The sequence below is a fragment of the Bradyrhizobium sp. BRP19 genome (genome assembly GCF_020194195.1).
Taxonomy (GTDB): domain Bacteria; phylum Pseudomonadota; class Alphaproteobacteria; order Rhizobiales; family Xanthobacteraceae; genus Bradyrhizobium; species Bradyrhizobium yuanmingense.
The window spans coordinates 683,856-698,705 of record NZ_JADYVZ010000002.1; the positions used below are offsets into that span (position 1 = coordinate 683,856).

The following is a 14,850-nucleotide window of genomic DNA, read 5'->3' on the forward strand; positions in this document are numbered from 1 at the left end:
AGCGCGCGGCCAGAGCGGTTCAAACAACTGCCGTTTGCCTGATTGCGTTCACCAGCCCACGCGCGGGATCGATGATGTCCTCTTCCACTTCCACCGTCCCGCAAGACGAGCCCAAGCGCGTCGTGTTCGATGATCCCCATGGCGCCGCCGGCAACATGCAGGAAGCGGAAGTCACGCGCGTCCGCACGTTGCGCGGCGCGTGGCGCTGGACGCTGATCGTTGCGACCGCCGCGACGATCCTGCTCTGCATCAACCAGCAATTCTCGCTGCGCTTCTTCGTCGGATACACCCAGCTCAACACGGAATATTTCTATCTCCTGATCGCGTTGATGCTGCCGTTCACGTTCCTGATCTTTCCGGGCACCGGACGCGCGCCGCTCGACCGCGTTCCCTGGTATGACCTCGTCCTGTTCGTCGTGACCTTCGCGGCGGCGCTCATGCTGATGGTTAACGTGCGCAAAGCGGCGGAGGCCGGCTGGGAATTCGGCGGCGCGCCCAACACGGTGATCGCCGCAGGCCTCGTGATGTGGGTGATGCTGATGGAAGCGTTGCGCCGCACCGGCGGCTGGAGCCTGCTCCTCAGCGTTCTGCCCTTCACTGTCTATCCCCTGTTCGCCGAAGCCCGCTGGCTCGGGCCGTTTCGTGGCACGCAATCGACGCTCGAACAGGCGACCGCCTATCACGTGCTCTCGGGCGAGAGCCTGCTCGGCATCCCCATCCAGGCCTTCGCCGACACCGTGATCGGCTTTTTGGTGTTCGGCACCGCGCTGATGATGACGGGCGCCGGAAAGTTCTTCATCAACCTGGCCTTTGCGCTGTGTGGCACCTTTCGCGGCGGCGCGGCAAAAGTCTGTATCTTTGCCAGCGGCCTGCTCGGCATGATGTCGGGTTCGATCATCTCCAACGTGCTCACCGCCGGCACCATGACCATCCCGGTGATGAAGAAGAGCGGCTTTCGCGCCTCCTATGCCGCCGCGATCGAGGCCTGCGCCTCGACCGGCGCCGTGCTGGCGCCGCCAGTGATGGGTGCGACCGCCTTCGTGATCGCCCAGTTCCTCAACGTCAGCTACGCCGATGTCGCCCTCGCCGCAATCATTCCGGCCGTGCTCTACTACGTCGGCCTCTTCATGCAGGTCGACGCTTACGCGGCGCGCCACAAGCTGAAAGGTATTCCCCGCGCCGAGCTGCCGCGGATCATGGATACGATCAAGGACGGCTGGTACTACGTCTTGGTCATCGCGCTTCTGATCGTGATGCTGCTCTACTTCAAGCGCGAGAGCCACGCGCCGTTCTACGCCACCGCGCTGCTTCTCGTGCTCAACCAGTTCTTCTCGAAGGACACGCGCTGGACATTTGCGACGATCGGCAAGTTCCTGGAGGTCAACGGCCGCACCTTCGTCGAGCTGGTCGGCATCCTCGCCGGCTGCGGCCTGCTGATCGGCGCGTTCTCGATGACGGGCGTGGTGTCGAGCCTTGCCAACGACCTCCTGCACATCGCCGGCGACAATGCCTTCCTGCTGCTCGGCATGTGCGCCCTCACCAGCCTCATTCTCGGCCTTGGGCTGACGACGACGGCCTGCTACATCTTCCTCGCCATCCTGGTCGCGCCTGCGCTGGAGAAGCTCGGGCTCAACCGCATGGCGGTGCACATGTTCATCTTCTATTGGGGCATGCTGTCGTCGATCACCCCGCCGGTCGCGATCGCTTCCTTCGCAGCTGCCGGCATCGCCGGATCGCCGGCCATGAAGACCGGCTGGGAATCGATGTGGGTCGGCAGCATCATCTATTTCCTGCCGTTCTTCTTCGTGCTCAATCCGGCGCTGGTGCTGCAGGGTTCGAGCCCATACCTCGCCGGGCTCGGCCTGATGGGCCTCGCCGCCTTCGGTACGCTGTTCATCTGCGGCGGCATCCAGGGCTACCAGCCTTTCGTCGGGGACTTGCGCGGCACAGGCAGCCTGGAATGGCCCATTCGCGTGCTGCTCGTGATCGGCGGCTTCGTGGTGGCGACCCCCGGCGGCGGCATCATGCCGTTGTCGCAGATGCAGGTGACGTTGCTCGGCCTTGGCATCCTGCTGCCGACGATCCTGATCGCGCTTCTCCTGGTCCGGCGCCAGCCTGTGCTGCCCGACGGGTTGCGCGTACCCTGATTGCGTTGCACAAGGGAGGCGATGAAACCGCTCTCGCCTCTCGCCACCGCCTGGACCCGCTCGAAGCCGCCCTTGCTGCGGTTCCTGGAAAATTGCCTCAGCGAGTTCTCCGCCGAAACGTCAGGCCATGTCGCCGATTACATTCCCGAGCTCGGCAAGGCCGACCCTGCCTATTTCGGCATCAGCCTGGCGACGCTGGACGGCCATGTCTATGAAGTCGGCGACTCCAGGGTGCCCTTCACCATCCAGTCGATGTCGAAACCCTTCGTGTTCGCGCTGGCGCTGGACCTGCTCGGCGCCGGCAAGGTCGAAGGTGCGATCGGCGTCGAGCCCTCCGGCGATCCCTTCAACTCGATCCGGCTCAATTCCGAGAACCATCCGTTCAACCCGATGGTCAATGCCGGCGCGATCGCCTGCACCGGGTTGATCTACGACAGCAAGGGCGCGGAGGCTTTCGAGCAGATCCGCCTTGCGCTCAGCCGTTTTGCAGGCCGCGACCTTTCCGTCGACGACGCCGTCTATTCTTCCGAGAGCCAGACCGGCGACCGCAACCGCGCCATCGGCTATCTGCTCAAGACCAACGCGGTGATCTCGGACAACGTAGCCGGCGTGCTCGACGTCTATTTCCGGCAATGCGCCGTGCTGGTGACCGCGCGCGATATCGCGGTGATGGCGGCAACGCTCGCCAATCGCGGCATCAATCCGGTCACCGGCGAGCAGGTGCTGAGCGATTACGCGATCTCGCGCACACTTTCGGTGATGACGTCGTCGGGCATGTACGACTATGCCGGCGAGTGGATCTACCGCATCGGCATCCCCGCCAAGAGCGGCGTCGGCGGCGGCATCCTGGCCGCGCTCCCTGCCCGCCTCGGCCTCGGCAGCTATTCGCCAAAGCTCGACAAGCACGGCAACAGCGTGCGCGGCATCAAGGTCTGCGAGGCGCTGTCCTCGCATTACGACCTGCACATGCTCAACCGCAGCGACGACGCACGCAACGCCGTCATCGCCGACTACGACATCGGCAAGAGCCCGTCGCGCCGCGTGCGCCGCCCGCAGGAGCGCGAGATCCTGGCGGCCCACGAGCAGGAGGTGCGCATCATCGAACTGGTCGGCACGCTGTCGCTGTCGGCGGTGGATTACGTCTCGCGCCGGCTCGCGGGACGACCGCGGCCGCAATTCGTGATCTTCGATCTCCACCGCGTGACCTCGACTACGCGGGCCGGCGCACGACTTGTGGCCGAAGCGTTCGAGGAATTGGCCGCGCTGAATGTCACGGTGGTCTTGTCGGGCGTCCGGCGCGCCTCCAAGGAATGGAATACGTTACGCGAATGGACCGCTGAGCTGAAGAACGTGCGCGATTTCTATCTGCTCGACACTGCGATCGAATGGGCCGAAGACCAGATCGTCTATCGCTACGGCGGCTCGATCGATTTTCACGAGACCACCGAGCTAGCCGAACAGCCGCTGCTGACCGGGCTGAGCGAGGAAGAGCTGACGGATCTCGCCTCGCTCTGCACCATCAGGACCTATCAATCCGGCGCCAAAATCCTCACGGCCGGCGACCCCGCCGATGCCCTGTACTTCCTGCGCAGCGGCGCTGTGCACGTCACCTTGCCCGATGGCGTCAGGCTGGCTACGCTCACCGCCGGCATGGCGTTCGGCGAGATGGCGCTGCTGGAACAAACCCGCTCCGCCGACGTGTTCGCCGACATGGCAGCGACGGCATGCGAGGTGCCGCTGAAGGATTTCGAGCGCTTCCGCAAGCAGCACCCCCGCGCCAGCGAATGCATCATGCGTAACCTGGCCCAGCTTCTGGCCGACCGCCTGATCGTCGCCAACGCCAAGGTGGATATTCTGACCTCGACGTGAGCGGTTCATGCGCAACAGATCGTCGTGCCCGGGCTTGTCCCGGGCATCCACGTTCTTCGTGCTGCGCGGCAAGTCGTGGATGGCCGGGACAAGCCCGGCCATGACGCCGGAGCTCCCAGCTTTCACTTGCTCTACCGGCTCGCCGCTTCGCTGATGCGTCGCCTGATCTTGGCGGCACTGGCGTTGAGCAGCGCGGACGGCTGCTGGCCGGTGGCGGCGCACAGGCAGGCCCAGTAGTAGACGACATCGCCAAGCTCTTCGACTAGACCGGCCTTGTCGAGCCAGTCGTCGCGCAGGAGCTTCTTGATGTGCTCGGCGACCTCGCCCGCCTCAGCGGCAAGGCCCAGCCCGAGATAAGACAACCGCTCGTTCGACGGATGCTCGTCGACTTTGGCAATGGTTGCGGCCCAGGCCGCATATTCATCGATTGTCATGAGCATCCCTCGCAAGCCGAGCTTTGGATCAGCCCACCACTTCGGTGACGGGCTGGAGGTCGATCTCGAACGTCTCCAGGAATTTTGACGTCATGATGTAGAAGCCGACCGAGAGCTGGAGCTCGACCAGCGCCGCTGGCGTCAGCTTCGATGCGATCGCCTTGAAGGTCGCATCCGTCGGCTTCGTCAGCTTCACGATCTCGTCGGTGAAGGCGAGCGCGGCGCGCTGCACCTCGTTGAAGCAGGATGCGGCCTGCCAGTTCTCGAGCGCCTCGTTCTGCTCGTCGGTGACGCCGACATTCTTGCCGATGCGCTTGTGCGCGACGATCTCATAGGGTGCCTCGCACAGAATGCCGGTACGGGTGATCGCAAGCTCGCGCACGATGGGGTCGAGCTCGCCCTTGTGCCTGATTGCGCCCCCGAGGCGGCAATATTGCTCAAAGTAACTCGGCGAATGCGCCATCATCCGGAAGATGTTGGCATGGCGGTTCTTGTCGAGGATTTCGCGGGTGCGGTCGGATGCCTTGGACGGGTCGCTGTACTGAATGCGGGCCATGATTTTCCTGAAGTTTTCCCTGATCTTTTGATGCTTTTTGTCGCCATTGGCGAAGGTTCCCGAAGACTCTATTCGCGTGGGGACGCACGAGCAACATCATCGAGTCAAATTGCCGCCGCATTGCTGATCGACCCTGGCACAGTCGATATTCGCCGCGGGGGGACAAATCGCGGCGGATACTCGCAAGGGGTGTTCCGAGTAAAAACAATTGGCCGTCGTATGCGCTCACCGCGCAACGATGAGTCATGCCCAAGTCTAGGGAGAAAACGGCATGAAGGAAGCCACCAAGGGGGCAGCCTCGGGAGCGCTCGCGCATATGCTGGCGGTGACGGCGATGCTCGTCATCGCCAGCATCTTGTTCTACGGGCGTTAGAGTATTTCGATTGCGCATGATCTTTTCGGAAAACCGCTTCACACTTTTCCGGATCAGGCGCTCAGCGTTTTCGTCATTCCGGGGTGGCTCTCGCACAAGCCAAGCCCAGAATTCCCGTTCCAGGCTCGGTCACATGACCGCCCCCGAATGACGGATCCCTCGTTGGCGTGTAGCCCGGATGAAGCGCAGCGCAATCCGGGAAGTCTGTCCGCGAGGTGCGAATCCCGGATTTCGCTGCGCTCCATCCGGGCTACATTCGCGTTTCCCTATTTGGTTTTGGCAAAGAACGGCACCAGCTTGCCGGCAAAGGGCTTGAAGCTCGCAATGACCGAATCGCCGATGGCGAGGTCATTCTCGCCGTGGGCCATCATGCGAAAACCCTCGGCGCAATCGACCAGCAGGATGTTGTAGGGCACGTGCGCGCGCGTCTCGGGCGTTGCCGCGCGGCAGACCAACGAGGTCGCATACACCCTGCCCTTGCCGCTGGCGCGCTGCTCGCGCGGGTCCGATTCGCCACAAGCTGCGCAGAAGGCCCGATGAAAATACTGTACATGCCCGCATGCGGTGCAGGCCTGGTAGGTGATGGCCGCTTCACCCTTGGTCCAGTCCGCCAGACGCTCACTCATCGCACCCGCTCCAGGAACATGCTGACGTGAGACGACAGCACGCCGCCATCGCCGTGCAGCAGTACAATCGAGGCGTCGCGGACCTGGCCGCTAGCCGCCCGCCCCGTCATCTGCAAATGCGCCTCGACGAGATGCGCCATGGCGCCGCCGACGCCGCAATGGCCGTAACTGAGCAGGCCGCCATGGGTATTCAGCGGCATCGCGCCGTCACGGCTGAAATGGCCGGCGCGCACGCGCGCGGCCGCCTCGCCGCGGCCGGCGAGACCGAGGTCTTCCAGCAGCATCGCGAGCGTGATCGTAAAGCTGTCGTAGATCGCGGCGTAGCGCACGTCGGAGATCGCGAGACCCGTGGCCGCCTTTGCACGCGCGATGGAGATCTCGGCGCCAAGCTCGCTGAGGGCGGGCGCTGCCGTGACATGCTGATGCGTGTGGGCCTGGGCGCAGCCGCGGATACGCACGCCCGCTTCCCCGGTTCGCTCGCGGCTGACAACGAACGCCGCGCCGCCGTCGGAGACCGGGCAGCAATCGAGCAGCTTGAGCGGCAGCGCCACTGGCTTGGAGGCCATGACGTCGGCGACATTGATGGGATCGTGGAATTGCGCGCCGGGATGGGTGCAGGCGTGGGCACGCATCAGCACCGCGAATTCGGCGAGATCCTCTTCGGTCACGCCGTATTCGTGCATGTACCTGCCGGCAACGAGGCCGTAATAAGCGGGAATGGTCGGTCCTAACGGCACCTCGTAGTCGGGATGGCCGACCTGCGCCAGCGCCTGGATCGAGGCATCGCGGCTCTGCCCGGTGAGCCGGTTCTCGCCAGCGACCACCAGAACGTTCCGGCAGACACCTGACGCGACGAGATGATGTGCAAGCATCGTCATCGCAAGACCCGTGGCGCCGCCGACCTGGACGGCATGGGCGTAAGACGGGCGGATACCAAAATGCTCGGCGAAGACGGTGGCGAGCATGATGTGCGGGGAGACCGTGGAATAGCCGCAGAGGATGCCGTCGATGTCGGTGCGCTTGAGGCCGGCATCGTCGAGCGCGGCTTGCGCGGCCTCGCTCATCAGGTCGAGCGAGGAGGAGCCCTCGTGCTTGCCGAACGACGTGAGGCCGACGCCGGTGATGAAGCTCATGGTGCCATTTCTCCACCGTCATTCCGGGGCGCGACGAAGTCGCGAGCCCGGAATCCATCGAACGGCATGTGCGGAGGATGAATGGATTCCGGGCTCGCGCCAAGAGGCGCGCCCCGGAATGACGGATGAGAGAAGCGTGGTCATCTGCACTCCCCCTACTCCGGTGCGTCACGCGTGACGCCGTCGCGCACCATGGCTGCGATCTCGTCAGCGGAATAGCCGATCTCGCGCAAGATCTCGGCGCCGTGCTCGTTGAGCCGCGGCGCCAGGCGTACCGGCTCGGCTTCGGTCTCGGACCAGGTCGCCGTCACTTTCATGCTGCGGATCGGACCTTCGGTCGGATGGGTCACCACCGGGAAAAAGCCGGTCGCCTCCAGATGCTCATCGTGCAGGATCGAGGCGAGATCGTGCATCGGCATGACAGGCACGTCCGCTTTCGTCAGCAGGTCGATCCATTCGGCCGTGGTCCGCGTCTCGAAGATGCGGGCGAGCTCGGCATACACCACATTGATATTGGCGGCCCGGCCGGCGAAGGTTGCAAATTTGGGATCGGCGCGCAGGTCGTCGCGCCCCGTGGCCTTGAAGAAGTTCTCCCACTGCTTGTCGTTGTAGACGATGACGCTGAGATAGCCGTCCGAGGTCTTGTAGGGCCTGCGGTCACGCGAGAGATGGCGGGCATAGCCGCCCTTGTCGAGCGGCGGCTCGAACGTGAGCCCGCCCATGTGGTCGCCCATGACGAAGCCGGCCATGGTCTCGAACATCGGAATGTCCAGACGCTGGCCGCGGCCGGTGCGGTCGCGGTGCACGAGGCTGGCGCAGATCGCGCCGACCGCGGTGAGGCCGACGATACGGTCGACGAGCGCATTCGGCACGTAGCGCGGCACGCCGTCGCCGGTCTGCGCCATCAGTGCCGGCAGCGCCGTGGCGCCCTGGATCAGGTCGTCGTAAGCGGGTTTTGCGGCATAGGGCCCGTCCTGGCCGAAGCCGAACACGCCGGCATAGACCAGGCGCGGGTTGATGGCGGAGACGACGTCGTAGCCGAGCTGAAGCCGCGCCATCGCCTGCGGGCGGACGTTGTAGACCAGGACGTCGGCGTCCTTCAAAAGCCGCAGCACGGCTTCGCGCCCCGCAGCCTTCTTCAGATCGAGGCAGATCGAGCGCTTGCTGCGGTTGGTGTTGAGAAACACCGGCCCCATGCCGGCGTGACGCATCGGGCCGATCAGGCGGGTGACGTCGCCGTCCAGCGATTCCACCTTGACGACGTCGGCACCGTAATCGCCGAGCATTTGGGTCGCATAAGGGCCCATCAGCACGGTGGTCATGTCGACGACCTTGATGCCTTTCAGCGGCCCCATCGTTCGCTCCCGATTGCGCCGAGCCCAACTGCCCACGCGATTTCGGTCCAGCTAACGGCAGTGCCGCCGCTCGCGCAAGGGCGGGCGGCGTATGGCGGCATGCGCCGCGGGGCGACGTCGGCCGCTATTTCTTCTGACGGGATTCCCGGATCTTCAGGAGCCGGTCGAGTTCGTCATTCTGCTGATTGATCCGGTCGGCGATGCGCGACTCGTTCTGCTCGCCGGAGGCGGCAGCGGCCTGCTCGATGAGCTGGCGGATATTGTCTTCGAGGATCGCGATACGATCGTTGAGTGCGTCCATCGACAGTGAATCTTCGTAGTTAGTGCTCATGATGCATTTCCCGCAAAATCAATCAGAGCATTAAGGGGGGCCGCGCGAGCCCACCATGATCTAACGCAAAGAAATAAGGCGGGCATGGCGTATGGCGCCTTTGCCCACCCTACAGGATCAAACTACTTCAGCGGCTCCAGGACGGAGACGTAGTTGGCGACGGCCGCACCACCCATGTTGAAGATGCCGCCGAGCTTGGCGTTCTTGAGCTGCATGCCCTCGGGCGCCTGGCCCGCGAGCTGCATCGCGGTCATCACATGCATGGAGACGCCGGTGGCGCCGATCGGATGGCCCTTGGCCTTGAGGCCGCCGGACGGATTGACCGGCAGCTTGCCGTCCTTGAGCGTCCAGCCTTCTTTGATGGCGCGGGCGCCCTGCCCCTTCGGCGTCAGACCCATCGCTTCGTACTCGATCAGCTCGGCGACGGTGAAGCAGTCATGGGTCTCGACGAAGGAGAGATCGGACAGCGTGACACCGGCCTTCTCCAGCGCCCGCTGCCAGGCGACCGTGCAGCCCTCGAACTGCAGGATGTCGCGCTTACTCATCGGCAGGAAGTCCTGGGCGTGCGCAGTGGCGCGGAAGCCGATCGACTTGGTCATGCCCTTGGCCGTCTCGGCATCGGCCAGCACCAGCGCAGCGGCGCCGTCGGAGACCAGCGAGCAGTCCGTCCGCTTCAGCGGGCCGGCGACATAGGGGTTCTTCTCGCTCTCGGCGCGGCAGAAGTCGAAGCCAAAGTCCTTGCGCATCTGGGCGAAGGGATTGGCGACGCCGTTCTTGTGGTTCTTGGCCGCGATCAGCGCCAGCGCATCGGACTGGTCGCCGTATTTCTGGAAGTAGGAGCTGGCGATCTTGCCGAACACGCCGGCGAAACCGCCGACCGTGTCGCCGTCCTCAGGGAGGTAGGAAGCCTTGAGCAGGTTCTTGCCGATCTCGGCGCTCGGCGTGCGCGTCATCTGCTCGACGCCGACGACCAGCACAATCTTGGCCGCCCCTGCGGCAATCGCGCGCAGGCCCTGATGCACGGCGGCAGATCCCGTGGCGCAGGCGTTCTCGACACGGGTCGCCGGCTTGAAGCGCAGCTTGGGATCGGCCTGCAGTACCAGCGACGCCGTGAAATCCTGCGGCGAGAAGCCGGCGTTGAAATGGCCGAGCACGATCTCGTCGACATCACCGGCCGAGATGCCGGCATCCGCCAGCGCCTCATTGGCGACGCGGGTGACGAGGCTTTCGACGGTTTCGGTGTCGAACTTGCCGAACGGCGTATGCGCCCATCCGACGATGCTGGCGGTCATGGTCATTTCTCCCTGGAGGCCTCTTCCTGAGCTAAGTCTTAGCCCAGGGATGGCAAGACTTCACGCGGCTTTCAGCGCCTTGAGGGTCCGCTCGCAGATGGCAGTTATGCCGGCCCAGTTCCCGGCCCGGATTTCCGCCGTCGGGCACAGCCAGGACCCGCCGACCGCAACGACATTGGGTTCAGCCAGCCAGGTCGCGGCATTGGCCTCGCCCACCCCGCCGGTCGGGCAGAACCGCACGTTCGGGAACGGCCCGCCGAGGGCGCGCAGGCCCTTGATGCCGCCGGCCTGCTCCGCCGGGAAGAACTTTGCGACGTCGAAACCGTAGGACAGCGCCATCATCAGTTCCGAGGCCGTGGCAATCCCCGGCGCGAACGGCAATGAGCTGTCGGTCGCGGCCTTGAGCAGATCGGGGGTCAGGCCCGGGCTGATGCCGAACGCGACGCCGAGCTTCTCGACGCGGCTGAAGTCGGACGGGTTGAGAATGGTCCCGATGCCGACGACCGCCTCGGGGACCTCGGTCATCATCGCGCGCGCCGCCTCGATCGCAACGGGGGTGCGCAAGGTCACCTCCAGCGTGCGGACCCCGCCGGCAACCAGCGCGCGCGCCAGCGGCACCGCATCCTGGATGCGCTCGATGGTGAGGACGGGAATGACAGTCGCAGCCTTGAACAGCGCGACGAGGTGGTTCTGTTGGGCAGCCGTGGTCATGGGTCTCGATTCATTTGGTCGCTGTCTAATTGTTGGCCTGGCGGGACGCCGCCGGCCGGTGCCGCTTCTTCGGCGGCATGGCATAGCCCGGAATGATGGCGCCGGGATAGCAGATCACGAGGCTGGCGAGCCGATGTCCTGATAGGGCCGCCTCCACCGGCTCGGCGCCGGCGAGCCGGGCCGCGATATAGGCCGCGGCGAAGCTGTCGCCGGCGGCGGTGGTATCGACCACGGGCTTGGTCATGGGCTCGGCGCGGACCTCGCTGGCGCCGCCGGGGTAGCGCAACAGGCTCACCGGCTCGGGCAGACGGAACACCAGTTCCGGGGTTGGGATGCGCGCCATCAGCTGGTCGTGACTTTCGCCGGGATGGAGCGCGAGCAGATCCTCGGTCGAGGTCAGCACGATGTCGGCGGCCGCGAAGGCGGTCGCAAACACCTCCCGCGCGATATCGCGGTCGGGCCAGCCGCGCGCGCGGAAATTGGTGTCGAACACGAAGCGAGTGCCGAGCAGGCGCGCGCGCTTGATGGCGCCGAACAGGCGCTCGCGCCCGGCCGCGTCGTAGATCGAGAGCGTGATCGCAGAGAGATAGACGACGTCGTAGCTCATCAGCGAGTTGAGCAGCTCGTCCGTCTCCGGCAGGCTCATCAGCTGGCGCGCGGCCGCACTGTCGCGCCAATGGAAGAACTGGCGCTCGCCCTCCGCATCCGTCTGGATCATGTAGAGGCCGGGCAGCTTGCCCGCGAGCCGCACGACACGCCGCGTGCCGACGCCTTCCGCATTCCAGGCAGCGACCATCTCGTCGCTCAGGGCGTCATCGCCGAGCGCGGTGAGATAATCGACCTTGACGTCCAGCCGCGTCAGATACACCGCCGTGTTGAGGGTGTCGCCGCCGAAGCCGCGTGAGTACAGGCCACCGCCCTGCCCCTGCCCGGCGGACGCGCCGCCCTGGGCCTGCCGCAGCTCGACCATGCATTCGCCGATGCAAGCAACGCTCGCCATCATCAGGGCCCGCTCAGTCCGAGCTCAGGCGACGAAATTGCCGCCGAGCTCGTCTTCGATGTGAATGCGGATGATATCGTCGAACGTCTTCTCGGCGGTGGTGAAGCCGAGTTCGCGCGACCGCCTGGCATCGAAATTGCGCGGCCAGCCGCCGACGATGCCGACGATGAAGGGATCGGGCTCGCGCTTGATGCGCGCGGCGACCTTCTCGCCCGCAACCCGCTTCAAGGCGGCGATCTGCTCGCCGACCGTGGCCGATAGGCCCGGCATGGTCAGGTTGCGGCGCGGGCCGACAGTGGCGAGATCCATGGAGCCGGCGTGAAGCAGGAAGCCGACGGCCGAGCGAGGCGTCGCGTGCCAGTGGCGGACGTCCTCGGAGACCGGGAGGATCGCTTCCTTGCCGGCGAGCGGTTCGCGCAGAATGTTGGAGAAGAAGCCCGATGCCGCCTTGTTGGGCAGGCCCGGCCGGATGCAGATGGTCGGCAGGCGGATGCCGATGCCGTCAAGGAAGCCGCGGCGGGAATAATCGGCGAGCAGAAGTTCGCCGATCGCCTTCTGCGTGCCGTAGCTGAGCAGCGGGGTATGGAAGAACTCGTCGCCGATCGCATCGGGAAACGGCGCGCCGAACACTGCGATCGAGGACGTGAACACCACGCGCGGCTTGTAGCCGCCGCCCGCAAGGCGGATCGCATCGAGCAGCATCCGCGTGCCGTCGAGATTGATGCGATAGCCCTTGTCGAAGTCGAGCTCGGCCTCGCCGGAGACGATCGCGGCGAGATGGAAGATCACGTCGGGGCGACCTGCGATCAGTTTCTCAGCCGCGCCCGGGACGGCGAAATCGCCCGAGACGGTCTCGACGGCAAAACCGGCCTGCTCCGGCTTCTTCGGCTCGACCACGTCATGCATGGTCAGCTTGGTGATATCGCTCTTGCCGAGCCGGCCGTCGCGCAGCAGCCGTTCACAGAGCTTGCGGCCGACCATGCCGGCGGCGCCGAGAACCAGAATGTGCAAGAGCTCAACTCCTTCTTATTGGCCGGACTTATTGGCCGGAGCGCGCCGCTCTTGAAACCATTGGCGCGCCCTCGGCAAGCCCCGCGATCATTCCTTCACGGCGCCGGTCATCGCCGACACATAATGCTCCACGAAGAAGGCGTAAAGGATCACGAGCGGCAGCGAGCCGGCCAGCGCGCCCGCCATCAGCGAGCCCCAGCGGTAGATGTCACCGTCCACGAACTCGTTCACGATCGCGACCGGCACCGTCTTGTTGCTGGTCGATTGCAGGAAGGTCAGGGCGTAGATGAACTCGTTCCAGCACAGCGTGAAGCAGAAGATGAAGGCCGAGATCAGGCCGGGAATGGCCAGCGGCACGACGATCTTGATCAGGATCTGCCAGCGGCTCGCCCCGTCGATCAGCGCGCATTCCTCGAGCTCGAAGGGGATGGTCTTGAAATAGCCCATCAACAGCCAGGTCGAGAACGGGATCAGGATGGTCGGATAGGTCAGGATCAGCGCCAGCGGCGAATCGAACAGGCCGTACTGATACACGACCGTGGCGAGCGGAATGAACAGGATCGACGGCGGCACCAGATAGGCGAGGAAGATCAGCCCGCCGACGAGATTGGCGCCCTTGTAACGCAAGCGCACGATGGCGTAGGCGGCGAACACCGAGGCGATGATCGAGAGCACCGTCGCGCAGATCGCCACGTACATCGTGTTCCAGAGCCAGTACGGATAGTAGCTCTCGAACAGCAGCTTGTGGAAGTGCTTGAAGGTCGGATTCCAGGTCCAGAACGGATTGTACTTGTCGAGGTCGAGCAGCTGCTCGTCGGGCTTCACCGAGGTCAGCGCCATCCAGTAGAACGGGAACAGCAGGACGACGACGATGATGGCGAGCGGCAGGTACAGCGTCACCAGCCTGCGCGGCACCGACTGCAGATAGCTCATGCCCTCGCTGTGATCATCCTTCGCGACTGTCGGAGCCGAGCTATGCAGGATGGCCTTGAGATCGATCCGCGAGGTGGGGAGATCAGTCATTGTTTTCTCCCTGCTGCCACTTGCGACGCTGCAGGCCGAACCAGGACACCATGATGGCGGCGAGCAGGAACGGGATCATCGCACTGGAGATCGCGGCGCCCTCGCCGAGCTGCCCGGCGATGATCGCACGCTGATAGGACAGGGTCGCCATCAGATGAGTGGCGTTGACCGGGCCGCCACGCGTCATCGCCCAGATCAGCTGGAAGTCCGTGAAGGTGAACAGCACCGAGAAGGTCATCACGACGGCGATGATCGGCGTCAAGAGCGGATAGGTGATGTAGCGGAAATTCTGCCAGCGCGTGGCGCCGTCGAGCGTCGCGGCTTCATAGAGCGACGGCGAGACGGTCTGGAGGCCTGCGAGCAGCGTGATCGCGACGAACGGCACGCCGCGCCAGATATTGGCGAAGATCACGCAAATGCGTGCCCAGGTCGTGTCGCCGAGGAAGTTGATGTTCTGGTTGATCAGGCCGAGCTGCTTCAGCGACCAGGAGATGATCGAGAATTGCGAGTCGAAGATCCACCAGAAGGCGAGCGCGGAGAGCACCGTCGGAACGATGAAGGGGATGAGCACCATCGCGCGCAGCATCGCCTTGAACGGCATGTGCTCGTTGAGCAGCAGCGCGAGGTAAAGGCCGATGCCGAATTTGAAGGCGCTGGCGACGAAGGTGTAGAGCAGCGTGTTGAACACCGACAGCCAGAAGATGGAATCGTCCCACAGCCATTCGTAGTTCTCGAAGGCGATGAACTGTCCGGCCCTGCCGATGCGCGTGTCCGTGAAGGACAGCCAGATGCCCAGCCCCAGCGGATAGGCCAGGAAGAAGATCAGGAACACCATGGCCGGCACCATGAACCAGAAGCCGAGCCAATTGCGATTGTGTTTAAGCTGGGCCCAGGCGCCAGCCTCGGTCATCTGAGGCTTGGCCCGGGGAATTGCGACATCAGCCATGCCCGATATCCCTGATCGAAATGTAGACGAGCGGGCGACCCAA

14 protein-coding genes are annotated in these 14,850 nt (G+C 64.5%); 2 read left to right on the forward strand and 12 right to left on the reverse strand.

Going from position 1 to position 14,850, the window contains the following annotated elements; translation table 11 throughout:
• Positions 1-71: 71 nt before the first annotated feature.
• Both I6F36_RS09085 and glsA read left to right on the forward strand, forming a co-directional pair.
• Positions 72-2,147 carry a TRAP transporter permease gene (locus tag I6F36_RS09085; protein ID WP_225125781.1) on the forward strand — a complete coding sequence of 692 codons (2,076 nt, stop codon included), beginning with the start codon at positions 72-74 and terminating at the stop codon, positions 2,145-2,147.
• A 21-nt stretch (positions 2,148-2,168) separates the two neighbouring features.
• The gene (gene glsA / locus I6F36_RS09090) at positions 2,169-4,016 is read left to right on the forward strand and encodes a glutaminase A (RefSeq protein WP_225125783.1); all 1,848 of its coding nucleotides are present in this window, start codon (positions 2,169-2,171) and stop codon (positions 4,014-4,016) included.
• A gap of 131 nt (positions 4,017-4,147) precedes the next feature.
• Here glsA and I6F36_RS09095 read toward each other — a convergent pair whose 3' ends face one another.
• From I6F36_RS09095 to I6F36_RS09150, 12 genes are all read right to left on the reverse strand, one after another.
• Positions 4,148-4,450 carry a nucleoside triphosphate pyrophosphohydrolase family protein gene (locus tag I6F36_RS09095; protein ID WP_036022497.1) on the reverse strand — a complete coding sequence of 101 codons (303 nt, stop codon included), beginning with the start codon at positions 4,448-4,450 and terminating at the stop codon, positions 4,148-4,150.
• A 28-nt stretch (positions 4,451-4,478) separates the two neighbouring features.
• Positions 4,479-5,006: a carboxymuconolactone decarboxylase family protein gene (locus tag I6F36_RS09100; RefSeq protein ID WP_036001128.1), complete on the reverse strand. Its 528-nt coding sequence runs from the start codon at positions 5,004-5,006 to the stop codon at positions 4,479-4,481.
• Between the two features lie 639 nt (positions 5,007-5,645).
• Positions 5,646-6,005, reverse strand: a complete 360-nt coding sequence (locus tag I6F36_RS09105) for a Zn-ribbon domain-containing OB-fold protein (protein ID WP_225171308.1) — start codon at positions 6,003-6,005, stop codon at positions 5,646-5,648.
• On the reverse strand, positions 6,002-7,138 hold the full coding sequence (locus I6F36_RS09110; RefSeq protein ID WP_225171309.1) for a thiolase family protein: 1,137 nt from the start codon (positions 7,136-7,138) through the stop codon (positions 6,002-6,004). The genes I6F36_RS09105 and I6F36_RS09110 overlap by 4 nt, the downstream gene beginning before the upstream one ends.
• Before the next feature lie 155 nt (positions 7,139-7,293).
• Positions 7,294-8,493 carry a CaiB/BaiF CoA-transferase family protein gene (locus I6F36_RS09115; protein WP_225125788.1) on the reverse strand — a complete coding sequence of 400 codons (1,200 nt, stop codon included), beginning with the start codon at positions 8,491-8,493 and terminating at the stop codon, positions 7,294-7,296.
• A gap of 124 nt (positions 8,494-8,617) precedes the next feature.
• On the reverse strand, positions 8,618-8,824 hold the full coding sequence (locus I6F36_RS09120; RefSeq protein ID WP_036001140.1) for a hypothetical protein: 207 nt from the start codon (positions 8,822-8,824) through the stop codon (positions 8,618-8,620).
• Between the two features lie 122 nt (positions 8,825-8,946).
• Positions 8,947-10,116 carry an acetyl-CoA acetyltransferase gene (locus I6F36_RS09125; RefSeq protein ID WP_027571779.1) on the reverse strand — a complete coding sequence of 390 codons (1,170 nt, stop codon included), beginning with the start codon at positions 10,114-10,116 and terminating at the stop codon, positions 8,947-8,949.
• A gap of 60 nt (positions 10,117-10,176) precedes the next feature.
• Positions 10,177-10,827 carry a bifunctional 4-hydroxy-2-oxoglutarate aldolase/2-dehydro-3-deoxy-phosphogluconate aldolase gene (gene eda / locus I6F36_RS09130; RefSeq protein ID WP_036022476.1) on the reverse strand — a complete coding sequence of 217 codons (651 nt, stop codon included), beginning with the start codon at positions 10,825-10,827 and terminating at the stop codon, positions 10,177-10,179.
• 25 nt (positions 10,828-10,852) lie between these two features.
• Entirely contained in the window at positions 10,853-11,827 is a 975-nt protein-coding gene (locus tag I6F36_RS09135; RefSeq protein WP_225171380.1) for a sugar kinase, read from the reverse strand.
• Positions 11,828-11,851: 24 nt separating this feature from the next.
• On the reverse strand, positions 11,852-12,838 hold the full coding sequence (gene denD, locus I6F36_RS09140; RefSeq protein ID WP_225171310.1) for a D-erythronate dehydrogenase: 987 nt from the start codon (positions 12,836-12,838) through the stop codon (positions 11,852-11,854).
• A gap of 87 nt (positions 12,839-12,925) precedes the next feature.
• Complete coding sequence (locus I6F36_RS09145; protein WP_225171311.1) at positions 12,926-13,861, reverse strand: carbohydrate ABC transporter permease; 936 nt, start codon at positions 13,859-13,861, stop codon at positions 12,926-12,928.
• The gene (locus tag I6F36_RS09150; RefSeq protein ID WP_225171312.1) at positions 13,854-14,807 is read right to left on the reverse strand and encodes a carbohydrate ABC transporter permease; all 954 of its coding nucleotides are present in this window, start codon (positions 14,805-14,807) and stop codon (positions 13,854-13,856) included. The genes I6F36_RS09145 and I6F36_RS09150 overlap by 8 nt, the downstream gene beginning before the upstream one ends.
• Between the last annotated feature and the right edge of the window lie 43 nt (positions 14,808-14,850).